This is a genomic window from Janthinobacterium sp. 78, assembly GCF_003096775.1.
Classification (GTDB): domain Bacteria; phylum Pseudomonadota; class Gammaproteobacteria; order Burkholderiales; family Burkholderiaceae_D; genus Janthinobacterium; species Janthinobacterium tructae.
In genome coordinates this window covers 1758626-1781844 of record NZ_QENT01000001.1, presented here as the reverse complement: position 1 = coordinate 1781844, position 23219 = coordinate 1758626, and the positions used below count along the sequence as shown (strand labels likewise).

Below are 23219 nucleotides of genomic sequence, written 5' to 3'. Positions count from 1 at the left end.
AACACTTCCTTTGACACATTTAAAGTTTTAGTAGTGCCTATGTGCCATTGCGGCAACTTGGAGGGGGCTGCACCAGCCACATAGCCTCTACTTGTAAAATATGAGTTAATACCTCACGAACTGTCATAGTCGCTAAGCCGCATATCAACCCGCCCCCGCGTGCATCCGCACGCGGACTTCGGCAACATGCACTGCATGAACGCCGACCTGTCCGACCTCCTCCGCTTGCTGCAAAACCTGATCCGCCTGGGCACCATTGCCGAGGTCAAAGGGGCCAAGGCGCGCGTGCGGCTCGGGCCGACACTCACCACCGAATGGCTGAAATGGGCCACACGGCGCGCCGGCAGCACGCGCACCTGGTCAGCGCCTACCGTGGGCGAACAGGTGATCGTCTTTTCCCCAGGCGGCGACCTGACGCGCGGCATCATCGTGCTGGCGCTGTACTCGCAGGAATTTGACGCGCCCGACACCAGCGACAGCATCCACACCACGCATTACCCCGATGGCGCCGTGGTGCAGTACGACCATGCCGCCCATGCGCTGACGGCGCTACTCCCCGGCGGCACCGCCACCATCACGGCCGACAAGGTGACGTCGAACGCGCCCAGCACCATTTGCACGGGCGACCTGACCGTCATGAAAAACCTGATCGTCATGCAATCGGCCACCGTCAACGGCGCCACCGCCCTGAATGGCGGTGTGAACGCCAAGGCCGGCGCCGCTGGCGGCGTGGCCATGGCCGTGCAAGGGACGATCAAAGCCAGCGAGGACGTGCTGGCCGGCGCCATCAGCCTGGCCAAGCACCCGCACGGCGGCGTCAAAGCTGGCGGCGACCAGTCGGGTGGGCCGCAATCATGATGGGCATGCACGCCGCCACCGGGCGCAGCCTGACGGGCCTGGGCCACCTGCGCCAATCCGTGGCCGACATCATCACCACGCCGATGGGTTCGCGCATCCGGCGCCGCCGCTATGGTTCCGAAGTGCCCGAGCTGATCGACCAGCCCCTGAACAGTGCCACGCAGTTGCGCATCTATGCCGCCACCGCCTTTGCCCTGCGCCGCTGGGAGCCGCGTTTGCAACTGTCCAGCGTCCAGCTCACGCGCGACACGGACGGCGCCATGGCCCTGCTGCTCGACGGCACGGCAAATGGCCAAGGCATCACGCTGGCCGTGCCCGTCAAGCAAGGGACTACGGCATGAGCACGCCTATCGACCTGACCCAGTTGCCGGCGCCCAGCGTGGTCGAAGTGCTCGACTTCGAAGCCATTCTGGCCAAGCGCAAGGCGCACCTGGTCAGCCTGCTGCCGGAAGCCGAGCGCGCCGCCGTCACGGCCCTGCTGGAACTGGAATCGGAACCGGCCACCAAGCTGCTGGAAGAGAACGCGTATCAGGAAACCATCTTGCGCAACCGCGTCAACGAAGCGGGCAAGGCCGTCATGCTGGCGTTTGCCCTGGACGGCGACCTGGACCAGCTGGGCGCCAACGTCAACGTGGCGCGCCTGGTCATCACGCCCGCCAATCCGAACGCCCTGCCGCCCGTGGCCGCCGTCATGGAAGACAACGACGCCTACCGCCTGCGCATCCAGGAAGCGCCGGACGGCCTGTCCGTGGCCGGCCCGAAGGCGTCGTATGAATTCCACGCGCGCAGCAGCGACGGGCGCGTCAAGGACGCAAGCGCCACCAGCCCGGCGCCGGCCAGCGTCACCGTCACGGTGCTGACCAACAACGACACAGGCATCGCCGACGCCGCGCTGCTGGCCACCGTGGCGCGCGCGCTCAACGCCGAGGAAGTGCGCCCCTTGGGCGACCGCCTGACAGTGCAGGCCGCCCAAGTCATCGACTACCAGATCGAGGCCACCTTGTTTATCGGCGTCGGCCCGGAAGTGCCGATTCTGCTGGACGCCGCGCGCGCCAACGCCGTGCGCGTGTCGCAGCCGCGCCGCCCGCTGGGGCACAGCATCTACCGCTCCGCCTGCAGCGCCGCCGTCCACGTCGAGGGCGTGCGCAAGGTCGTCTTGACCAGCCCGGCGGCGGACATCGAACTGAACGCCACCCAGGCCGCGCGCTGCACGGCCATCAAGCTCAATGTCGTGGTGCGCGATGAATAAGATCGTGCCCACCCTGCCGCCCAACACCACAGCGCTGGAGCGCGCCATTGCCGTGGCCTGCGCCGAGCTGGTCAACGTGCCCGTCCCGCTGCGCGAGCTGTGGAATGCCGACCGCTGCCCGGTCAACTTGCTCCCGTTTCTGGCCTGGGCCTGTTCCGTCGACCGCTGGGACGACGCCTGGCCCGAATCGACCAAGCGCGGCACGATCAAGGCGTCCTACTTCATCCACAAGCACAAGGGCACGATTGCCGCCGTGCGCCGCGTGGTCGAGTCCCTCGGTTATTTGATCCGCATCACCGAATGGTGGCAGACCGCGCCTACCGGCGTGCCGGGCACTTTCCGCCTCGACGTGGGCGTGCTCGATGCAGGCATCACCGACACCATGTTCCTGGAAATGGAACGGCTGATCGCCGACGCCAAGCCCGTCAGCCGCCACATGACGGGCCTGGCCATCTACCTGGAAAGCCGGGGCAGCGTCTACGCGGGCGCCTGCACCTATCACGGCGACAGCATGACCGTGTATCCGTGGATCGCGGAAACCATCGAAGTGCGCGGCACGCTGTGGCAGGCCGGCGCATCCCATTCCATCGACACCCTGACCATCTATCCATGAGCACATATTTCGCCATCCTGACGCAAATCGGCGAGGCCAAGCTGGCCAACGCCATCGCCCTGGGGCAAACCCTGAAACTGAAAAACATGGCCGTGGGCGACGGCAACGGCACCTTGCCGCTGCCCGTGCGCACGCAAAAAGCGCTGGTGCGCGAAGTGCGCCGCGCAGGGCTCAACCAGTTGAGCATCGACCCGGCCAACGCCAGCCAGATCATCGTCGAACAGGTGTTGCCGGAAGAGGTGGGCGGCTGGTGGATACGCGAAATCGGCATCTACGACGAGGCGGGCGACCTGTGCGCCGTGGCCAATTGCCCGCCCAGCTACAAGCCATTGATGGCCGAGGGCAGCGGCCGCACGCAAGTGGTGCGCGTGGTGCTGATCGTCGCCAGCACGGCGGCCATCGAACTGAAAATCGATCCGGCCGTCATCCTGGCCACCCGCAAGTATGTCGATGAGCGCGATATCGTCGTGCGCAGCTACAGCGACGCGCAGATGGCCGCGCACCTGGCCGCCGCAGATCCGCATCCGCAGTACAGCATGCGGACGGTTTCGACGCTGCCAAAGTTCGACGCCTCCACCAAACTGGCCAATGCCGCATTTGTGCAGCAGGCACAGGGCAACATGGTCAAGGCGCAGGCCATTGCGGAGAGTCGCAAGGTCACGGTCGACGACATCGGCAGTGCCCTGTACTTCACCAAGCCAGCACTGACGCTGACCATTGTCCGCCCAGATGAACTGAGCATCACCAACAACACCGGCAAGTGCATCAAGCTCTTCGGCTACGGTACGGAAACGGGAACGTTGAGTGCGGATGCCGGCGTCCTCATCGGCTACGGCGCGAGCGCTGTACAAAGTATTGCCATCAAGCCAGGCCAATACATTACCCTGCTGGCGACCTATGCGAACGTCTGGCAGGTCATCGAATCGAGCGCGGACATGTGGCGCAACCCTGATTTTGCGAATTACTTCAACAACGTCGCGCCGACGCCGCCGAAATTTTCGGACAGTACCAGGATCGCCACGGCCGAATTTGTACAGCTATCGCAAGGCAATCTGGTGCGTTACGGCGAAATTCCGGCGTCCCGTTCCCTGGCGGCCAATGACATCGGCAGTGCCTTGTTCTTCACGATGCCAGGCCAGCGCGTCACCCTCCCCAGCCCGGAATCCCTTGGTATTCCCTACAACTCAGGAAAATGCGTCAAGTTCTTTGGCCTGCTTTATGGGGGCGAGCTGGTCCCGAATGCTGGAGTCACTATTGGCTTCGACGTGTTCAGCGTGCCGAAGGTGACAATCAAGACGGGCCAGTTCGTCACGTTGCTGGCAACCCGCACCAATGTCTGGCAAGTGCTCGATTCCACCGCCGAAATGGGGCGCAACGCTGATTTCGCAGGCGTGCTTGGCGAAGCAAGTTGGCGACGCCTTCCCAATGGCGATATCGAACAGTGGGGAATCATCAAAGGGTCCGCCCTCATGGCGCCGTTCACCCCGAACCTGGCGTTTCCCATGGCCTTCCCCAATGCCTGCCGAGCCATCACCGTGCAATGCATGAATGAACTGTCGCAGGCAGGCTTCAGCGGCCGCACGACAGACAAAACACTCTCGCGCACCGGCGCGTGGATATCAAATTCCGACGGCGTGACTGCCGTTCCCGACGTTCTCAGCTGGCGCGCGATTGGCAACTGAGCACGGCATCTAGCATCTATTAACGAAAGCGAGTCCACAATGTTTTTTTCGAGCAACACGCGGGGATTTTATCCCGAGCAAATGCGTGCCGATTACGATGCTGCCGGCACCTGGCCGGATGATGCCGTCGAAGTATCGCCGGAAGACGAAGCGCGCCTGCGCGACGCCATCGCGGCGTCCGCCACCATCCGCCTGACTGCCGGCGGAAAGTGGAAAATCACCGCCGCCCCGCTGCCATCGTTTGACGTGCTGGCCGCCCCGATCCTGGCCGGCGTGCGCCAAACGCGCGACGCCATCCTCAACCGCCTGGCCGGCATCGGCTTTGCCGCCATGGCCAGCGGCGATGCGGCCACCGCGCAAGCCATCGCCACGGCACGCACCTGTCTGCTCGACATCACGACCTGTCCGACGGTCGCCACCGCGCAGGACATCGAGGCGCTGCAAGCGGCTATCGGCGCCGAGTTCCTGCGCATCGCAGAAACATTGCCGGAAGAGGCCCGGCGCGCCTTCGATGACGCCGGTATGGCACCGGCCCAGTAACGCCCCATTCACCACTCACCAGGAGAGCCCTATGGCCACCGACTACCACCATGGCGTGCGCGTCATTGAAATCAACGAGGGTTCGCGCCCGATCCGCACCGTCTCTACCGCCGTGCTGGGCCTGATCGCCACGGCCGACGATGCCGACCCGGCGGCCTTCCCGCTCGACACGCCCGTGCTCGTCACCAACGTGCTGGCCGCCATGGGCAAGGCCGGCAAGACGGGCACGCTGTATCGTGCGCTGGAAGCTATTGCCGCGCAGACCAAGCCCCTGACCGTCGTGGTGCGCGTAGCCCAGGGCGAGACGGAAGCGGAAACCACCAGCAACGCCGTGGGCGGCGTGTCGCCCGATGGCAAGTACCTGGGCGCCCAGGCGCTGCTGGCCGCGCAAAGTAAACTCGGCGTGAAACCGCGCATCCTGGGCGCGCCGGGGCTGGATACCCAGGCCATGACCAACGCCCTGGCCAGCGTGGCGCAGCGCCTGCGCGGCTTCGTCTACGCCTCGGCCTACGGCTGCGCCACCGTGACGGCGGCGACCACCTATCGCGGCCAGTTCGGCCAGCGTGAAGTCATGGTTATCTGGCCGGATTTTGTGAACTGGGATACCGCCATCGATGCCGAGGCAAGTATGTCCGCCGTCGCTTACGCCATGGGCCTGCGTGCCAAAATCGACGAGGAAACGGGCTGGCACAAGACGCTCTCCAACGTCGTCGTCAACGGCCCGACCGGCATCACCAAGGACGTGTTTTTCGACCTGCAAGACCCGGCCACCGACGCCGGCGTGCTCAACGCCAAGGAAGTCACCACCCTGATTAACATGGGCGGTTACCGCTTCTGGGGTTCGCGCACCTGCGAGGAGCCGGGCGGCTTCTTCTACTTTGAGAGTTATACGCGCACGGCCCAGGTGCTGGCCGACACCATCGCCGAAGCGCATTTCGCCTTTGTCGACCTGCCCTTGCATCCGTCCCTGGTGCGTGATCTGCTGGAAAGCATCAATGCCAAGTTCCGCGACCTGAAATTGCAGGGCTACATCATCGACGGCCATGCCTGGTATGACGAGCAGTTCAACGACAAGGACACGCTCAAGGCGGGCAAGCTGGCCATTGACTACGACTATACGCCCGTGCCGCCGCTGGAAAACCTGCGTTTCCAGCAGCGCATTACCGACCGCTACCTGGCCGACTTCGCCTCGCGCATCGCCGCATAGTCGTACTGGCGTCACCCTCACCACCCTGCCCGCGCCAGCGCGGGCGCATTGAAATACTGGAGAAATTATGGGCCTGCCCCGCAAACTGAAAAACTTCAACCTGTTCCAGAACGGCGTGTCCTTCATGGGCATGGTGCCCGAAGTCACCTTGCCCAAGCTGAGCCGCAAGATGGAAGAGTACCGCGCCGGCGGCATGAGCGGCCCCGTGTCCGTGGACTTCGGCAACGAAGCGCTGTCGCTGGAATGGAGCGCTGGCGGCCTGATCGCCGAAGCCCTGAAACAGTACGGCGCGCACTCGCACGGCGCCGTGCAACTGCGCTTTGCCGGCGCCTACCAGGAAGACGATGACGGCACGGTCGCCGCCGTCGAGGTTGTCGTGCGCGGCCGTTACAAGGAAATCGATATGGGCGGCGCCAAGATGGGCGACGACACCACGCATAAATACACCATGGCGTGCAGCTATTACAAGCTGATGATCGACGGCGCCACCGTCATCGAACTGGACTTCATGAGCGGCGTCGAGAACTTCGGCGGCGGCGCCGACAGCAATGCCGCCATCCGCAAGGCCATCGGCCTGTAATCCCTTTTTTACTCACCACCACCCTACAAGGACCACACCATGCACAACGATACCCAAAACCAAGCCGTCATTGAGCTGGACGAGCCGATCAAACGCGGCGACAGCTTCATCACCTCGCTGACCGTACGCAAGCCCAAGGCGGGCGCCCTGCGCGGCATTTCCCTGATCGAGCTGGCCAACCTGAACGTGTCGGCCCTGCAAATCGTGCTGCCGCGCATCACCGAACCGACCTTGACGGCGCACGACATCGCCAGCATGGACCCGGCCGACCTGCTGGCCGTGGGCGCCGAGGTTGCCGGTTTTTTGGCGAGCAAAGCCGATCGCCTTTCGGTATCCCCGACGAAGTAGAAGACGCCATGGCCGACATTGCCGGCGTCTTTCACTGGACGCCGGCAGCGATGGACGGTTTTACGATTGATGAACTGATGGCCTGGCGCGAGCGCGCCCGGCAACGAAGCGGAGCGGAATAGATGGCTGGTCGGGATTTGAAATTACAGGTAGTGTTTGCGGCACTGGACAAAATCACCGGCCCGCTGAAAAAGATCATGGGCGGTTCCAGCGATACGGCCAAGGCCTTGAAGGCCACCAGTGACCGCTTGCGCGATCTGAACGCGCAGCAAAAGAACATCAGCAAATTCCGCGAACTGCATGGCGGCCTGGACGCCACGCGCACCAAGCTGGAAGCGGCGCAGCAGAAGGTGGCCAGCCTGGCCGCCAAGATGAAACAGGCAGAGGCGCCCACGCGGGCCATGACGCGCGAGTTTAACGCCGCCGTCAAAGCGGCCGGCGCCTTGAAGACGGCTGGCCAGCAGCAGGCCCAGCAACTGCAGGTCATGCGCGAGCGCCTGGCGGGCGCCGGCATCGGCACCAAAGACCTGGCCAACCACGAGCGCACCTTGCGCCGCGAAATCGAGGCCACCAACAAAACCATGACGCTGCAGCAGCAGAAGCTGGCCAATGCAAACGCCAAGCAGCAGCGCGTCACCAATGCCACCCAGCACGCGGACAAGCTGCGCAACAAGGCGGGCAACCTGGCCATGGCCGGCGCTGGCGCGACCGCCACGGGTGCGGTCATTGGCGCGCCCGTCGTCAAGGGACTGAACGAGGCCAAGCACTATCAAACGGAAGTGGGCAGAGTCAATGCGCTGGGCCTGGGCGATAAGGTATCAGCCGAGGCCGTCGCCTTCGCGCGCAACATGAAGACCTACGGCACCAGCCAGCTCGACAACCTGCAGCTCATGCGCGACGGTATGAGCGCCTTTGCCGACGTGCATCACGCGGAAATGGTCGCCCCCACCCTGGCCAAGATGAAGTTTGCCAATCACGCCTTCTTTGGCGAGGCCGAGGGCGCCGACAACGAACGCAAGTTCATGGACATGCTCAAGGTGATCGAGCTGCGCGGCGGCCTGGAAAGCAAGGAAAAGTTTGAAGCCCAGGCGAACATCGTGCAGCAGGTCATCACCGCCACAGGCGGGCGCGTGGGGCCGAATGAATGGCTGAACATGATCAAGACGGGCGGCATCGCCGCCAAGGGCTTGAAAGACGACGCCTTTTACTACCAGATGGAACCTCTGGTGCAGGAAATGAGCGGCAATCGCGTCGGCACTTCCCTGATGAGCGCCTACCAGAACTTATACCAGGGCCGCACGACGAAACGGTCGGTCAAAAAGCTGGATGAGTTCGGCCTGATTGGTGACAAAAGCAAAGTCACGCCTGACAAGGCGGGACAAATTGCCTTCCTTGATCCCGGTGCGCTGCTGGGTTCCGAGCTGTTCCGCGAAAATCAGTTCGAGTGGATGGAAAAAGTGCTGTTGCCGCAACTGGCTAAGAAGGGCATCACGGAGAAAAAGCACGTGCTCGACGCCATCGGCAGCATCTTTTCCAACCGCACCGCGTCGAACCTGTATTCGCAGATGTACTTGCAGCGCGTGCAGATCCACAAAAATGAAAAACTCAACCGTGGCGCCGCCGATATCGGCCGACTGGAAAAGCTGGGGCGCGACTCGGCCGCCGGCAAGGAACTGGAGGCGCAGTCGAAGCTGGCCAACTTGAAACTGACCATGGGCGAAAAAATCCTGCCGCTGTACGCGCAGGGACTGGAGCTGGCCATCAGTGCCGTGCAGCGCCTGAACGGTTTCATGGAACGCAACCCGACCGTGGCCAAGGTCATGATTACCGCCTTCGCCGTGCTGGCCGGCCTGCTGCTGGTGCTCGGGCCGCTGATGCTGGGCATTGCCGCCATGATCGGCCCGTATGCCATGCTGCACGTCATGTTCGCCAAGATGGGCGTGACGGGCGGCGTGCTCACGCCGATTCTGCGCGGCCTGGGCGGCGCCTTCATGTGGGCCGGGCGTGCCGTGCTGTGGCTGGGCCGTGCCCTTCTGATGAACCCGATTGGCATCGCCATCACGGTCATTGCCGGCGCCGCCTATCTGATCTATAAATACTGGGAACCGATCAAGGCGTTTTTCACCGGCATCTGGTCGCACATCAAGACCGCCTTTGCCGGCGGCATTGGCGGCGTCACCGCCTTGGTCGCCAACTGGTCGCCGCTGGGCCTGTTCTATCGCGCCTTCGCGGGCGTGCTGGGCTGGTTCGGCATCGCGTTGCCGGCCAAATTCACCGACTTCGGCGCCAGCATCCTGCAGCGCATTACCGCATCCTGGCAACCTATCGCCGCCTTCTTCGCCGATATCTGGTCGCGCCTGCGCACCGTCTGCGCTGGCGGCATGGGCAGTATCACGGCCCTGATAATCAACTGGTCACCCGTCGGCGTGTTCTACCAGGCATTCGCGGGCGTCATGAGCTGGTTCGGCATCAAGCTGCCGGCCCAGTTCACCGAATTCGGCGCCAACATCCTGCGTGGCCTGGTCAACGGCATCACCGGTTCCATGGGCGCCGTCAAGGACGCCATCAGCAATGCCGGTTCCAGCACCATTGCCTGGTTCAAGGAGAAGCTGGGCATCCATAGCCCGAGCCGCGTGTTTGCCCAGCTCGGCGACTACACCATGCAGGGCCTGGCCGTGGGCCTGGACCGCAGCGAGGCCGCGCCGATTGCTAAGGTATCGGGCCTGGCACAGCGCCTGACGCAGCTGGGCGCCGGCATCGCCATCGGCACGGCCACCGCCCTGCCCGCCAGCGCCTTCGACACGCGCGCCCCGCTGTCCCAGGGCACGTTCGGCTCCGGCATGACGATTCAGGGCGACAAGATCGAAATCACCTTCCACGTGCAGGCCGGCACCGATCCCCAGGCCATTGCGCGTGCGGTGAGCGTGGCGCTCGATCAGCGCGACCGTGAAAAGGCGGCACGCATCCGCTCGTCCCTGCGCGACCACGATTAAGAAAGAACAGCACCATGATGATGATTTTGGGAATGTTCGTGTTCAGCCTGCCGACCTTGGCCTATCACGAGCTGCAGCGGCAAACGGAATGGAAGCACGCCAGCACGGCCCGCGTGGGCCTGCGCGACGCACACCAGTACGTGGGGCCAGGCGACGACACCATCACCCTGTCGGGCTGGGTGGCGCCGGAACTGACCGGCTCCCTGTATTCGCTCGATGCCCTGCGCATGATGGCGGACACCGGTAAGTCGTGGATTTTGATCCAGGGCACGGGCCGCATTCTCGGCTCTTACCGCATCACCAGCATGACCGAGGGCCGCACCATCCTCGACGGCAACGGCGGCGCGCGGCGCGTCGAGTTCTCGATTGCGCTCAAGCGAGACGACGACGGCGTGCTGGCCATGCTTGGCCTGGGCGACATCGGCGACCTGAAAAACATGCTCAGCATCGACGGCATGACCAGCAGCATTGCCGGCGCGGCCAAGAATGCCGTGGGCAGCGTGGTCGGCAATGTGGTCGGCGGCATCACGTCGAAATATGGCGGCGTGGTCAGCGAAATGAAAGACAAGATCGGCGGCAGTATCAGCGGCGCCATCGGCAGCGCAGCGGACAAGTTCAAATGAGCGAGCATATCCCCGCCTTCAAGGTCAGCATCGAGGACAAGGATTTGACCGCCATCGTTTCACTGCGGCTGATCAATCTGACCTTGACCCTGTGCCGTGGCGACGAGAGCGACCAGCTCGATATCTCGCTCGATGACAGCGACGGCAAGCTGGCCCTGCCGCCGCGCGGCGCGCAGATCGCCCTGGCGCTGGGCTGGCAAGCCACTGGCCTGGTGGATATGGGCAAGTTCACCGTGGACGAGGTGGAGCACAGCGGCGCGCCCGACACCATCACCCTGCGCGCGCGGTCGGCCAACCTGATCGACAAGTTCAAACAGCAGCAGGAACACAGCTTCCACAAGACCACCCTGGGCGCCATCATCGAGGCCATCGCCTTTCGCAACGAGCTGGCGTCGGGCGTATCGGCGCGCCTGCGCGACACGGCCATCGAGCACATCGACCAGACCCACGAAAGCGATGCGGCCTTCCTGCGCCGGCTGGGCCGGAAATACGACGCGGTGGCCACCGTCAAGAATGACACCCTGCTCTTCATCCCCATCAACCAGAGCCGCACCGCCAGCGGCAAGGCGCTGCCCGTCATTCCCATCACGCGCGCCCTGGGCGACGGCCACCGCTACCACAGCGCCGAAAGCGACGCCTACACGGGCGTGCGCGCCTTCTGGCACGACGAGCGCTACGCGCGCCGCCGCAGCGTCGTGGCCGGCGTGCCCGGCAACAGCAAGCGCCTGCGCACCACCTTTGCGAATGAAACGGACGCGCGCGCGGCCGCCGTCGCCGAATGGCAGCGCATCCTGCGCGGCTTGGCCACCTTTGAAATGAGCATGGCCCTAGGCAACCCGGCCGTGTTCCCGCAATCGCCCGTGACCGTGCAAGGCTTCAAGCCCGAGATCGACGCCACCGAATGGCTGTCGGTCAAGGTCACGCACAGCTTGGGCGGTAACGGCTTTACCACGCGCGTGGAGTTTGAAACGAAAACGGAAGCGGTCGAGGCGGAGCGCGAGGACGAGAAAGACCCGGACGACGGCATCACGGGCGTGATGGCCAAGTGGAAGGACGTGGCGGCGAAGAAGAAAAAGGCGGGGCAGGAGCAGGCTGGCGCCGCTGGCACGCTCAAGACGCTGGAGCATGTTTATAAGAGCAAGAGCGGCGCCAAGCGAGCGGCAAAACTGGCTTGGGAGCACATCAAGGAGGTGCGCGAAATCATTCGGGAGAACAGCGAGGAGCCATGGAAGCCGGCGGAAACGGCTTCCAAAGCGCAGACGTGACGAACTACGGGAGGGTCGCAGACTTTATCAGGACGCTCAATACTTCATTTGTTACACCCTTGAGTGTCTCCATAGTTCCGGCCTTCACTGATTGCACCAATCTCTCGCCCAAGGTAACGCGGCTGATCAGACTATCGGGGACAGCTTTGAGGGCAGTCAAACCTTTTTCAGAAAGCACCGCATCCGAAAAGCCTGTGGCTGACTTGCTATTGGGGCGTACGGCGATGTACCCCTCTTGCACCAACCATGTGGCGGTGTTGATAAATGCCTCTGCCGGAGGAGTCAGTTCGGCACCTGTGAAGCTGTCAGCATTGAAGCAAGCAGCTTCGCCACCGTCCACAAATCGTCTCGCGTCCAAGTAGATTGGTTTCGGGAAATTTTCGTACAATTTTGCAAAAATTTGGCCAGTTAGTACATCAAAAGCATCAATATTGGAGAGTGTCATGATTACCAGAAATTTTGAAGAAGTAGAACGTCAGGAAAACGAAATTCGGAACCATATCCATCGGCAGATACTGGGAATATCTGACCAGGTACGCTCCAAAGAAATATGGCATAAAATTTTGGCGGCGGCTGATCCGGAAACCATTGCAACCGCGCTTAGCACTCAGCTCACCCATTTAAATTACCGGCAGGTGGCGCCATGTAAAGACTGCAGTTGCTGTCGCTGACATCTTTGCTTTCAGACAAAATTTGAAGATGCCAGCAAGAAAATCGTCTAGTTAGAAGTTCAGAACCATACGTCAGCTATGCTGGACCAGTGTTTTTCGAATCTGGAGAATCTTCTCTGTTTGCACTAGCCTTAAAGAATTGAAACCAGTATTCGAGCGAATTTTGTTTGATCAGGTGCTGGCTTACAGCGATAGGTAATTGCCGCTCAATCTCGGGCACAATCACGCTGAAGTACGCGCGTCGCTGTTCGCCGCCGTCGCGAAGTAGACCCATGTATGAGGGCAAAACCTCTGGATTTTCGTGCCTTTCGATACGGTGCGCACGAAACAAACCTGTCATGAGCGAAGCTCGTACGCTGAGATAGGTCAGCGGAATATTGGCTTCATCTCTATTCTTAATATTCTTGCTCGCCAGGAGGAAATCAGCTACCCAATTGTTACCCAGCAGTAGGCTGGACTCGTCGCGAATTAAAGGATGAGGATGACGTCCAGGCGAGATATCCAGGTTGTCCGGGTAGCTAGAGTAGAAGCGCTGAAACATGCATCCAATGGAACAGACTAGCAGGTACCATACGTTGAAATTGAGCCCACGGTCCTTTATGAGATATTTCAATGTGAGATCCATCGCCTCAGCATCTGCCATCAACTCCCGTGCCTGTGCAGGAAGATCTGGTGGCACCACTTTTGTCGCGTCTTGGCTAGCAGAGTTCATGTTGGCAGAGTTCTTCAGATCCCCAACGGCGTCATCAATCTCGAAGAAGCTATCGTCACGGACTTTTGAATTGCCACCCGAGTGCATCAGATAATGTCCCTGCGCGACATGCCCCAGTTCGTGGAAAAATGTCCACACAAGCATCAACTCAAACATTATGAACCGGCATCGAACGTCGTTAGGTTGAAGTTGACGATCATCATCGCTCGGCCCTCCGAGAAGCTCGATGAAGGCACTACATGCGGGTCTAAACAACTCCGTCACATTCGGCTCATATAGCTGCGGTAGTGGATCGGTGAACCGAACCCGACAATCGAGAAACTCTTCTGTCTTGTTGAAATGTTTCAACGTATCCGTCTCCATCCCGATGCGTCGACAGACAATGGGGAATGAGAACGCATCGGCATAGATGTCTGATATGAGAGAGGTGCGAAACTCCATGCGGGGAAAAAGCGGGCGGCTTGGGCTGATGGAGACGCCGGCGTTGGGTGGCCCAAGGGTCATTTCGAAGCTCAGTTCACCACCCCTAGGCTCGAAAATTTCTTCATTGGACCACTTAACGAGGCCATCGATTAGCTGTTTTGCTAGCGCCTCAATGAACTCATTATTGATAAATCTCTTTTCTTCCTGCAGCCGCAACTGTTTCAGATCGTCAATCTCGTTCATGGTGCCCCTTACTTGAAAACTTCTGTCGTCAATCCAGTTTCACGCGAAAATCGCCATCCACCGCCTTGCTCGGCTGATATTGTCTCCGTATCCATGCAACCTACTGGAAAACCGTCAACGGCAATCCGATCACGGGGTACATTCGGGCAAAGACACAATTTTCGCCATATCCATTCGCTCGTCAACCACGTATGCTTTTTAACCTTATTATCAGGTCTCCATTGTTAAATGTGATACCACGATGAACTATACGATTCGCCTGTTTCAAGTGCTCACTGCCGATAATTCAAACAACTAAAAATTATGCAGTGCAAAGAAGTAACAATTACAATAAGCATAAGAAGATCAAATATTTGCAGACTATTTTTCCTTTTTTCGTCCGCTGCCGGCCACATTAAAAGTCTGCGGCCCAATGATATTTCCCACGAAATTTTGCCCAATCTTCCCGTGAGTTTCAACGTGTGGGGCAGTCCCTGCTTGGGATGCTGGGGGCGTTGGCGAGCGCATGCCGCCAATCATCCCAAGTACGCCTGCTTTCCCGCGAACATCCATACTTCTATAGCCATCCAACAGTTCTCGCTCATCCGAGGTAACGGCTGATTGCAATCTCTCACCCGTAAGTATGTAGTGGACATCGACCCCGATCCCTGCCAGCGCTCGTAAGTAAAGCGCATCCGGGGCACGCTCGTCTTGCTCATACAGCGTTTGTGCGCGTCGCTTCAGCCCGCCGACGGCAGCAAAATCTTCTTGATTCATGCCCAAGCGTTGACGCTCTTCTTTTAGTATTTCACCAATTGATCTCATTTGTGCGCAAATTTTTCTTTACAATGCTCTCATTTGAGAGCTATAGTTATGCCATACCATAGCGATTACAGATCATAACATTATGAAAAACGTATCCATAGCGAGGCGCACTGCCAAGGGCGTCACGACTAAGCCTCTTGGCGTTCGTCTAACGTCTGACGAAGTAGACGAAGTTGAAGGCTATGCAGAGAAACTTGAGCGCTCCCGTGCCTGGTTTCTACGTTTCCTGATCCTTCGCGGCCTCGCCGATTACAAGCGTGAACTCGCTTCCAAATCCATTCACTAAGGACAACGTCATGTACCCCGATGCAAAACGTATCCGCAGCCACCGCGTCATGCTGCGCCTGGACGATTACGAGCACCAGCTCGTTTCTTCGATCGCCAATTACCAGGGCGAAGAGCTTGCGGTGCTGGTGCGCCAGATCGTGATGCGTGAAGCCCTCGCCGTGATCGCCTTGGATGACGCCACCATCGATAGCGTACAGCGTCGCAGCGTTTAAACCGAGTCACTTTTGAGCAACTCTAAAGTTACAGAAAATGCCAGACCATCAAATTAACCTCAATGACGAAGAGCGCGCGGTGCTGGAACTCGTGCGCCAACGCCAGGGGCTGGCAAGTATCGATCAGGCGGCTGAATGGCTCGTCAAGTCGCGCTTACGCATACAGTCAAAAAACATGACGGGTCGCGGTCGCGCCCTGTACCAAGTGGAAAGAAAGCTGAAATGAGAGTCATCGGCCTGCCCTGCCCGCATTGCGAAAACACCGTCCGCGCCGTCAAAAGCCGCACGATGTCCGCCATGTTCAAGGAAATCACCTATATGTGCCAGAACCCGGACTGCGGGCACTCCTTCGTGGCAGGCCTGGAAGTACTGCGCACCCTCTCGCTGTCCGCCATGCCCAAGCCGGATATCCGCATCCCGATGTCCCAGCATGCGCGCACGGCAGCTACCAGCCAGCTGGCCCTCGACCTGACTGCGGGCTGCTGATGACTATCCCGATCCTCGCGCCGCCGTAGCCCGGCAGCCGTAACTCCCCTCTTTTGCTGTGCCCTGCTGCGCTCCCTTTTGAGCGTGCGGGATTCGTTCAACCTGAAATAAGGAAAACCAATGGAAACCACGCTGCACGCCACCATTAATGCCGACAAATCCCCGGCGCCGGCCACACCCCGCCCGGCCCTGCAAAAATGCGTCGTGCCTGTGGCGCCGACCTGCTTCCTTCTGGACGTTAGCGCTGGCGCCAACATAGCCGACCTGTGCGCCTACATCCGCGAGATTGCCAGGACTTATCACGCCTACGGCGCAGCCAATCTGACCTTCATCATCAGCGATGCGCAACCGTTGCAGCTTTTCGGCTTTTTCTCACCCGCCAACCAGCGCGCATTAGCTGATAGCTTGCTCATCGAGCTGCGTTACCTGTTCGCCAGCGAATCGGGCGTCGTGCAATGCACCAGCTCTTCGCGCACGCTGACCTACTGGGCAAAGTATTTCGCCAAGGAAGGGGCACGCTGATGCTGCGCCTCGCCAAAACCTGCGGCATCTGGTTGCTGTCGCTCCTGATCGTCATTACCCCTGACGTGCTACGGGCCATCGGCGCCATCAAGGACTGAACCATGCCGGCGTCCCTTATCGACAATCACCTGTCCTTCCAGCCTGCCGCCGAAATTCTGGCCGCACGCGACAAGGACATGCCCACGCCACCAGGCGCCGGGCATGCGCTGGCCGCCATCGCCGAGGCAAAGGCCCAGCTACGCAGCATCAAGCCGCGCAACCTGGCGCCCTTCATGGCCCAGGCCTGGGGATTGTCGCCGCGTGGCGCGCGCCGTTCCGTGTTGATCGCCGCCGGCATGGACGCCGACCGCTGGGAGTCACCCATCCATTCATTTACCGAGGAAGAGCGCATCGAGCTGCGCGCCGCCACCTCTGCCGCTATCCGTGTGTACGAAAGACTGTTGAATGCAATCTAAACAAATCCTGCTGCCTGCCCCGCAGCGTCACGAAGCCTTCTTGCGATCCGCCCAGTTCGCGCCCGAGCTGGCCCGCATCCCCTACAAATGGCGCAACCGTGTCATCACGGCCGCCCTGGCCAAAATGGCCTGGTCGTCCTGGTACAAGGTCTATGAGTCCGTCGCCACCGGCTTTGTGCGCGAGTTCGCCGACCTGTACGTGCCGGCCGGCGTAGACCTGTCGCAGAGCGACGCCGACATCGTGGCCACCGCCGAACGCGCGGCGGCCGGCGTCACCAAAATGCTGTGGATGGCCGTGTCCGACACGCACGCCTTGCAGATCATGGAAGACGAATGCGCCTCGTATGGCATCGAGCTGCCCGAGTTCGATGCGCTGGCCGACACCATCGCCCGCCTGGTGGACGCCCGCTGGTGGCGCCGCCAGTTGCGCAAGCGCGTCAAGCGCGCCTTCGAGGCCGGCAATATCCGCCTGGGCTACGTGAACTATCGCGGCGAACCCTACGCCAGCAACGACGCCGTGCTGTCGCGCCTGGCGCAGAACCGCCGCAACGCGGCAGCGCTGGCCGCCACGCTGGTGCAGAACGAGAACGGCCAACAATTCAGCATCGCCGAGCTGGCCGAGAAAACGACTGCGAATAAAGCCATCCGGCGCGGCGAACTGATGTTGCGCATCAACGGCTTTGAGCAAATCGCCCGCGAATGCGGCGACCAAGGCATTTTTATTACCTGGACGTGCCCTTCGCGCTTCCACGCTATGCAGCACAGCGGCAAGCCAAACGACAAGTTCGACGGCTCCACGCCGCGCGAGGCCAATGCTTACCTGGGCAAGATGACATCGCTGTGCCGCTCCGCGCTGGCGCGCCGTGGCATCGGCCTCTACGGCTTTCGCATCGCCGAGCCGCACCACGACGGCTGCCCGCATTGGCATCTGCTGCTGTTCGTGCGCCCGACCGCGAAATACAAGACGGTCCACCTGCAGGACGTGGCCGGTCGCGCCATCCGCATCATGAAGCGCTACGCCTGGCGCGTGGACCGTGGCGAACCGGGCGCCTTCGCGCGCCGCCTGGACGTCAAGCGCATCGACTGGGCCAAGGGCAGCGCCGCCGGCTACATCGCCAAGTACGTGGCCAAGAACATCGACGGCGTGGCCGAGCACAAGACGAAAGAAGGCTATGTCGTCACGGCTGACACCGAAGGCGATGTCGAACTGACGCCATCGGCGCGCGTCGAGTCCTGGGCCGCGTGCTGGGGCATTCGTCAATTCCAGCAATGGGGCGGCGCGCCAGTCACTGTATGGCGCGAACTGCGCCGCATCGAGGAAAGCATGGTCAATGAAGCGCCGGCCGCCATGCGCCGCGCCTGGAATGCCGTGCAAAAGATCGACGGCGAAAAGCGCGCCTGCTGGGCCGAATACCTGCGCGCCCAGGGTGGCGCCCTGGTGCCGCGCAAGGAACTGGTCGTCACCCTGGCCAAGGACGAAAAGACCGTCATCGGCCGCTACGGCGAAACGCTGCGCACCACGCCCTACGGCGTGCGCTGCAGCGACCTCATTGGCGTGATCTTCAAGTCCGTGCGCCATACGTGGACGCCCGTACAGGCCACAGGCGGGCGCGGGGTGGCTGTTGGGGTTGCCGTTCCTCGGACTCGTGTAAATAACTGTACGCACCCCGACCGCCCTGCCCCGGCCACGCCACCGGCGGCGCCCGCGCCCAACCTGCCTGACGAGGCAAAAACAGCGCTGATTGCCGCCTGGGCGGCCGTCAACGCCTGCCCGTATCCCCGGCTGATCGTCCCCGACACCCCACACCAAGAAGGAAATGGCACATGAGCACCTATGCCGTGATCGTTCGCACGCAAACCGAACGCTTTGAATACGCCGCGATTGCCGCTTCCAGCGGCGACGCGATCCAGGCCGCCCTCGACCACTTCGGCGTGTGCGGCGTTACCGCCAAACTGAAAGGAGCACCGCAATGCTGACCACCCTGACCGATTCACCGCGGCAAATCGCCCTGGGCGACCGCGTGACATTCGATACCGACGAAGGCTACCAGGCCGGCACCGTCAACGACCTGCGCCGCGACGTGGGCAATGGCGAGCTGCATGCGTGGGTGGAGCTGGACCACCAGTGGCCGGGCATGTTCCGTGCGGTGCCGCTGGGCGCCATCGAGGCGGTCAAGAAGGCAACCACGCCTGTCGGGTGTCCAGCATGACAGCACCCTCCCCGGCCGAGGAAGCGGATTACAAGGAATTTTGTCGACTGCGCGATTACCGCAAGCCAGGCGCTGAGGTGCCGCAATACACGGAGGCCGAAGCGTTTGCTTTGGCGGTACAAACCGATTCCAAGAATAGGAAAAAGAAATGCTTCGCTACATGACCATACCGAAGTTCTCCACCGAGTCGGGTTACACGCCCGACGCGATCAGAACAAAGATCCGGGACGGGATCTGGCCAAAGGACGCCGTCTGGATCAAAGCGCCAGACAATCGAATTTTAATTGACGTGAAAGGGTATGAATCATGGGTAGAGACGGGCGAGGTGTTAAAGCTGCATCGGAAAGCAGCATCGAAATCACCTTCATGTATCGCGGCACCAGGTGCCGGGAAAGGATCGCGCTCAAGCCCACCTCCGCTAATCTGAAACGGGCCGAGAACCACCGGGCGGCGATCCTGCATGCCATCGCCACCAACAGCTTTGACTACACGGCCACCTTCCCCCAATCGTCCAATGCCGTCAAGTTCGCCGACCAGGTGGGCGACGTGCAGACCATCGAGGCGTTTCTGGATAAGTGGCTCGACAGGCAAAAAAAGCACCTCAAGGCCAGCACGTACAACGGCTATCGCAAGATCGTCGTTGGCCAGCTGATCCCTTGGTTCGGCACAATCATGCTGTCGGCGCTGCGCAAGAAGGACGTGCGGGCGAAGCTGGAGCCCATGAACGCGACCAACAAGACCATGGCCAACATCCAGAGCGTGCTACGCAAGGCACTGGACGACGCGATAGAGGACGAACTGATCGAGGTCAATCCGCTGGCGCGCTGGTGCTATTCCAAGGTCGAGGCGCCGCAGTCGAAGGACGATATCGACCCGTTCACGAAGGAGGAACAGGCCGCGATCCTCACGCAAGCAACTGGCCAGGGGCGCAATCTGTTGCAGTTTGCCTTCTGGACCGGCCTACGCACTTCCGAGCTGGTGGCCCTGGACTGGGCCGACGTCGACTTCGTACGCGGCGTCGTTATGGTGACGCGCGCCCTCACCCAGCACTCCAAAGCGGCGGAGAACACCAAGACGAACGCCGGCCGCCGCGAAGTCAAGCTGCTAGAGCGCGCCATGCATGCGCTGCAAGAACAAAAGGCACTCACCTGGGCGAAAGGCGAGGAAGTCTTTCAAAATCCGCGCCTGGAACGGCGCTGGGAAGGCGACCAGCCGATACGCAAAACACTATGGACAGGCGTCCTGCAAAACGCTGGCGTGCGGTATCGCAATCCGTATCAGACGCGGCATACCTATGCCAGCATGATGCTTTCAGCCGGTGAGCATCCTATGTGGGTGGCAAAGCAGATGGGACATGCTGACTGGACCATGATTGCACGCGTCTATGGTCGATGGATGCCTGATGCTGACCAAGCAGCCGGCTCAAGAGCCGAAGCTGTTTTTGGTATTTTTCGATCCTAGCTGAGGTTCCATCCAAACCTCAGACATAATGCATTTGCAAGTACTAATTTATGAAGACGAGTTTCTTATTTTCGGCATGATTCGATGTCTCTTATTTTGACATTATCGGCCACAGCCTATATCATCCAAATATTAGCCAAGACCTATATAAAAATAAGCCACAGGCTATATGTGGATAATATAAGCTAAGACCTATATCTACTTTTATCATGACAAATACATATCCCATTCGCTTCCCCGCACAATTACGTCAGCATCTTCGAGCGCTGAGGAAGAAGCGAGGTCTAACACAAGCCGATGTTGCTGCTCTCATCGGCGTTAGCCAGGCACGCATTGCCGAAATTGAAGCGAACCCAGGGCTCGTGAGCTTTGACCAAATGATGAAACTGCTATCAGCTGTTGGGGTAACCATAACCCTTTCCGAAGCCACAAAAATGTCTAATGATGCACATAATGAAACCTTGATAAATACGCCAACAACTCTAACCGATGACCGCACAGAGACACTTCGCAAAGTACTAGAGTCTTTGGGACCAGCACGCGAAACCATCGAAGAAAGTAGCAACGCAATGAGCAAAGCCGTAGAGTCTCTTGAGGGCAAGGAGTCCGTACGCAAAGCCATTGAGGAAATTAGCCTTAAGGAAGCACTTCGCAAAGTACTAGAGTCTTTGGGACCAGCACACAAAACCATCGAAGAAAGTAGCAACGCAATGAGCAAAGCCGTAGAGTCTCTTGAGGGCAAGGAGTCTGTACGCAAAGCCATGGAGGAAATTAGTCTTAAAGAAGCACTTCGCAAATTCCATGAGTCAGCAAACAACGCCGTCGAAGAAAGCACCAGCGAAAACGCAATGCGCAAAGCCCTAGAGTCTCTAGGGGGCAAGGAAGCAGTACTCAAGGCCATGAAGGAAGGCAGTAGCACACAAGCACTGAACAATGCACTTGAGTCTCTCGGCGGTGCGGATTTAGTACGTAAAGCCGTCGAAGAAGGTAGTAGCACAGCAGCACTGGCCAAAGCCCTAGAGTCTCTGGGGGGGGCGGACTTAGTACGCAAATCAATCGAGACAGTTAATATGTCAGAAGCATTACGTAAGTATTTAGAGCTCGAATCTATTTCTTATCGAAATCGCTTAAACCATACAAAAAAGGGGACCTGGTGAGCCAATCTCTTAACGTTTGGATGAACGGCGAATTAGTCGGAACCTGGATGGTAGACCGAAATTCCCATGCGTTTCTATACGATCAATCATGGCTAAACTCCCCTCGCTGTCGATCACTTTCGCTATCGCTACCAATTAGTAGTTCGCATGAAATAAAAGGCGATGTAGTAAAAAATTACTTTGACAATTTATTACCTGACAATCAAAAGATCCGAGCTCGCCTAGGAAAACGTTTCAATGCTAAATCCGACACCTTCGGTCTACTTCAAGCAATTGGTAGAGATTGCGTCGGCGCGGTACAACTACTACCTGAAAATACAGACCCAGGAGATTGGAATCGTATCGATTGCGATCCACTCTCCACCGCGCAGATTGCGGAACTCCTGCGATCTGTTCCATCAGACTCAAGCCCAAGTCAAGAAGATGATCTGTTTCGAATTTCGATTGCAGGAGCTCAAGAGAAAACTGCCCTTACCAGATGGAATGGAGAATGGTGTCGCCCTCACGGTTCAACTCCCACCACCCATATTTTCAAACTTCCACTTGGTGCGATCGCAACAAAAGGAGTAACACTGAATGCATCAGATTCAGTCTACAATGAATGGCTATGTGCTCAAATCGTAACAGAACTTGGACTAGGTTCAGCAACAACATCAATAGGAACGTTCGAAAAAGATGCTGTACTGATCGTGGAACGATTCGACCGCGCTTGGATGGATGAAAAGTCGTGGATCGCCCGTTTACCACAAGAAGACTTCTGTCAGGCATTAGGCATTCCCCCGGAGAAAAAATACGAACAGCACGGAGGACCTGGCATAGCAAAATGCCTTCAACTTCTTCAAGGAAGCCAAGATAAAAACGATACGATTTTTTTCCTCCTTACACAGCTATCATTTTTCCTACTGGCTGCGATAGACGGACACGCCAAAAATTATTCGATCTTCTTACAACGTGGTGATGACTATGAAATGACTCCCCTATACGATATTTTGTCTGCCTGGCCCTATATTGGAAACGGTAAAAATCAGCTGAGTTGGCATGAGGCAGGATTGGCAATGGCCCTACGCTCAAAGAATGCACACTACCATTTTAAAGATATACGCCCCCGTCACTGGAAAGATCTTGCACTAAAGAATGGTGGCCCTGAAGTTTGGTCAGCAATGATTGAATTAGCAGCCGGTGTTGAGGAGGCACTCGCTATCGTCGAGAAAAAATTGCCACCGGATTTTCCGGTACATACTTGGGATAGCATTTCCACGGGAATGAAAAATGCAGCACAACGATTCCTGTCTACAGATGCATGACAAAGTAGCAAGGAATCAATTTTCAAAAAAACTTCTTTACCAATAAAGAACATTGACTACATTTTGACGACAAACTCATCAGAGTGCCGAGAAATCACAGTTTACGGTAGGTTCGATTCCCGCCGTCTCCACCACTGAATAAATAAAAAGGGCTTCCCCGTTTTGGCGGGGAGGCCCTTTTTATTTATTCAACGCATGCAGAATGCGGGCAGCGCATCCGCGTCCGGTACGGACGCGGGGGTTTTGCGGGGCCTTCGGCGAGCGCAGCTCGGCGCCGCAAAACCGGGTTGCGCTTGCAAGCGCAACCCTCTCC

At 59.3% G+C, this 23219-nt stretch carries 29 protein-coding genes; 26 read left to right on the top strand and 3 right to left on the bottom strand.

Annotated elements, in window-relative coordinates; all coding sequences use genetic code 11:
- Window positions 1-195 precede the first annotated feature (195 nt).
- From C8C92_RS07930 to C8C92_RS07870, 13 genes are all read left to right on the top strand, one after another.
- Window positions 196-858: a phage baseplate assembly protein V gene (locus C8C92_RS07930; protein WP_116743478.1), complete on the top strand. Its 663-nt coding sequence runs from the start codon at window positions 196-198 to the stop codon at window positions 856-858.
- Window positions 855-1199: a GPW/gp25 family protein gene (locus C8C92_RS07925; protein WP_116743477.1), complete on the top strand. Its 345-nt coding sequence runs from the start codon at window positions 855-857 to the stop codon at window positions 1197-1199. Before C8C92_RS07930 ends, C8C92_RS07925 begins: the two co-directional genes overlap by 4 nt.
- Entirely contained in the window at window positions 1196-2107 is a 912-nt protein-coding gene (locus C8C92_RS07920) for a baseplate J/gp47 family protein (protein ID WP_116743476.1), read from the top strand. The genes C8C92_RS07925 and C8C92_RS07920 overlap by 4 nt, the downstream gene beginning before the upstream one ends.
- The gene (locus C8C92_RS07915; RefSeq protein WP_207780979.1) at window positions 2100-2720 is read left to right on the top strand and encodes a phage tail protein I; all 621 of its coding nucleotides are present in this window, start codon (window positions 2100-2102) and stop codon (window positions 2718-2720) included. Before C8C92_RS07920 ends, C8C92_RS07915 begins: the two co-directional genes overlap by 8 nt.
- A complete protein-coding gene (locus tag C8C92_RS07910) occupies window positions 2669-4402 on the top strand; it encodes a phage tail protein (protein WP_243420143.1) in 1734 nt (577 codons plus the stop codon). The genes C8C92_RS07915 and C8C92_RS07910 overlap by 52 nt, the downstream gene beginning before the upstream one ends.
- 39 nt (window positions 4403-4441) lie before the next feature.
- Window positions 4442-4942, top strand: coding sequence for a hypothetical protein (locus C8C92_RS07905; RefSeq protein WP_116743474.1), 501 nt, complete (start codon window positions 4442-4444; stop codon window positions 4940-4942).
- A 31-nt stretch (window positions 4943-4973) separates the two neighbouring features.
- On the top strand, window positions 4974-6149 hold the full coding sequence (locus tag C8C92_RS07900) for a phage tail sheath protein (protein ID WP_116743473.1): 1176 nt from the start codon (window positions 4974-4976) through the stop codon (window positions 6147-6149).
- Window positions 6150-6216: 67 nt separating this feature from the next.
- Entirely contained in the window at window positions 6217-6729 is a 513-nt protein-coding gene (locus C8C92_RS07895) for a phage major tail tube protein (RefSeq protein WP_116743472.1), read from the top strand.
- A gap of 39 nt (window positions 6730-6768) precedes the next feature.
- Complete coding sequence (locus C8C92_RS07890) at window positions 6769-7077, top strand: phage tail assembly protein (protein WP_116743471.1); 309 nt, start codon at window positions 6769-6771, stop codon at window positions 7075-7077.
- A gap of 8 nt (window positions 7078-7085) precedes the next feature.
- A complete protein-coding gene (locus C8C92_RS07885; protein ID WP_071650284.1) occupies window positions 7086-7199 on the top strand; it encodes a GpE family phage tail protein in 114 nt (37 codons plus the stop codon).
- 15 nt (window positions 7200-7214) lie between these two features.
- Window positions 7215-10070: a phage tail protein gene (locus C8C92_RS07880; RefSeq protein ID WP_165829329.1), complete on the top strand. Its 2856-nt coding sequence runs from the start codon at window positions 7215-7217 to the stop codon at window positions 10068-10070.
- A gap of 14 nt (window positions 10071-10084) precedes the next feature.
- Window positions 10085-10693: a phage tail protein gene (locus C8C92_RS07875; RefSeq protein WP_116743469.1), complete on the top strand. Its 609-nt coding sequence runs from the start codon at window positions 10085-10087 to the stop codon at window positions 10691-10693.
- The gene (locus C8C92_RS07870) at window positions 10690-11958 is read left to right on the top strand and encodes a phage late control D family protein (protein WP_116743468.1); all 1269 of its coding nucleotides are present in this window, start codon (window positions 10690-10692) and stop codon (window positions 11956-11958) included. Before C8C92_RS07875 ends, C8C92_RS07870 begins: the two co-directional genes overlap by 4 nt.
- 4 nt (window positions 11959-11962) lie before the next feature.
- Here the strand turns inward: C8C92_RS07870 and C8C92_RS07865 are convergent, their stop codons facing one another.
- Window positions 11963-12403, bottom strand: coding sequence for a hypothetical protein (locus C8C92_RS07865; RefSeq protein WP_133250717.1), 441 nt, complete (start codon window positions 12401-12403; stop codon window positions 11963-11965).
- On the opposite strand from C8C92_RS07865, the gene C8C92_RS27190 reads away from it, so the two are divergent.
- A complete protein-coding gene (locus C8C92_RS27190) occupies window positions 12402-12629 on the top strand; it encodes a hypothetical protein (RefSeq protein WP_133250716.1) in 228 nt (75 codons plus the stop codon). The two genes, C8C92_RS07865 and C8C92_RS27190, sit on opposite strands and share 2 nt — an antisense overlap.
- A gap of 76 nt (window positions 12630-12705) precedes the next feature.
- Here the strand turns inward: C8C92_RS27190 and C8C92_RS07860 are convergent, their stop codons facing one another.
- On the bottom strand, window positions 12706-14007 hold the full coding sequence (locus tag C8C92_RS07860; RefSeq protein WP_116743466.1) for a hypothetical protein: 1302 nt from the start codon (window positions 14005-14007) through the stop codon (window positions 12706-12708).
- A gap of 360 nt (window positions 14008-14367) precedes the next feature.
- Window positions 14368-14811, bottom strand: a complete 444-nt coding sequence (locus C8C92_RS07855) for a helix-turn-helix domain-containing protein (protein ID WP_116743465.1) — start codon at window positions 14809-14811, stop codon at window positions 14368-14370.
- A 296-nt stretch (window positions 14812-15107) separates the two neighbouring features.
- Between C8C92_RS07855 and C8C92_RS07850 the strand changes: the two genes are divergently transcribed.
- The 12 genes from C8C92_RS07850 (at window position 15108) to C8C92_RS07800 (ending at window position 22906) form a co-directional block, all read left to right on the top strand.
- Window positions 15108-15311, top strand: coding sequence for a hypothetical protein (locus tag C8C92_RS07850; protein WP_035820909.1), 204 nt, complete (start codon window positions 15108-15110; stop codon window positions 15309-15311).
- 37 nt (window positions 15312-15348) lie between these two features.
- Window positions 15349-15537, top strand: coding sequence for a hypothetical protein (locus C8C92_RS07845; protein ID WP_046682347.1), 189 nt, complete (start codon window positions 15349-15351; stop codon window positions 15535-15537).
- Entirely contained in the window at window positions 15534-15797 is a 264-nt protein-coding gene (locus tag C8C92_RS07840) for an ogr/Delta-like zinc finger family protein (protein WP_116743464.1), read from the top strand. The genes C8C92_RS07845 and C8C92_RS07840 overlap by 4 nt, the downstream gene beginning before the upstream one ends.
- A gap of 120 nt (window positions 15798-15917) precedes the next feature.
- Complete coding sequence (locus C8C92_RS07835) at window positions 15918-16319, top strand: hypothetical protein (protein ID WP_116743463.1); 402 nt, start codon at window positions 15918-15920, stop codon at window positions 16317-16319.
- 101 nt (window positions 16320-16420) lie between these two features.
- Window positions 16421-16774 carry a hypothetical protein gene (locus C8C92_RS27710; protein WP_034745810.1) on the top strand — a complete coding sequence of 118 codons (354 nt, stop codon included), beginning with the start codon at window positions 16421-16423 and terminating at the stop codon, window positions 16772-16774.
- Entirely contained in the window at window positions 16764-18602 is a 1839-nt protein-coding gene (locus C8C92_RS07825; protein ID WP_116743462.1) for a replication endonuclease, read from the top strand. The genes C8C92_RS27710 and C8C92_RS07825 overlap by 11 nt, the downstream gene beginning before the upstream one ends.
- The gene (locus C8C92_RS27420; protein ID WP_162995787.1) at window positions 18599-18751 is read left to right on the top strand and encodes a hypothetical protein; all 153 of its coding nucleotides are present in this window, start codon (window positions 18599-18601) and stop codon (window positions 18749-18751) included. Before C8C92_RS07825 ends, C8C92_RS27420 begins: the two co-directional genes overlap by 4 nt.
- Window positions 18745-18984, top strand: a complete 240-nt coding sequence (locus C8C92_RS07820) for a hypothetical protein (RefSeq protein WP_116743461.1) — start codon at window positions 18745-18747, stop codon at window positions 18982-18984. Before C8C92_RS27420 ends, C8C92_RS07820 begins: the two co-directional genes overlap by 7 nt.
- On the top strand, window positions 18981-19148 hold the full coding sequence (locus C8C92_RS27415; protein ID WP_165829327.1) for a hypothetical protein: 168 nt from the start codon (window positions 18981-18983) through the stop codon (window positions 19146-19148). The genes C8C92_RS07820 and C8C92_RS27415 overlap by 4 nt, the downstream gene beginning before the upstream one ends.
- Before the next feature lie 142 nt (window positions 19149-19290).
- Window positions 19291-20445, top strand: a complete 1155-nt coding sequence (locus C8C92_RS07810; protein WP_116743459.1) for a DUF3596 domain-containing protein — start codon at window positions 19291-19293, stop codon at window positions 20443-20445.
- Window positions 20446-20654: 209 nt separating this feature from the next.
- Window positions 20655-21602 (top strand): helix-turn-helix domain-containing protein, encoded by a 948-nt coding sequence (locus tag C8C92_RS07805; RefSeq protein WP_116743458.1) that lies wholly within the window; start codon window positions 20655-20657, stop codon window positions 21600-21602.
- Between the two features lie 20 nt (window positions 21603-21622).
- Window positions 21623-22906 (top strand): HipA domain-containing protein, encoded by a 1284-nt coding sequence (locus tag C8C92_RS07800; protein WP_116743457.1) that lies wholly within the window; start codon window positions 21623-21625, stop codon window positions 22904-22906.
- Window positions 22907-23219: the final 313 nt, after the last annotated feature.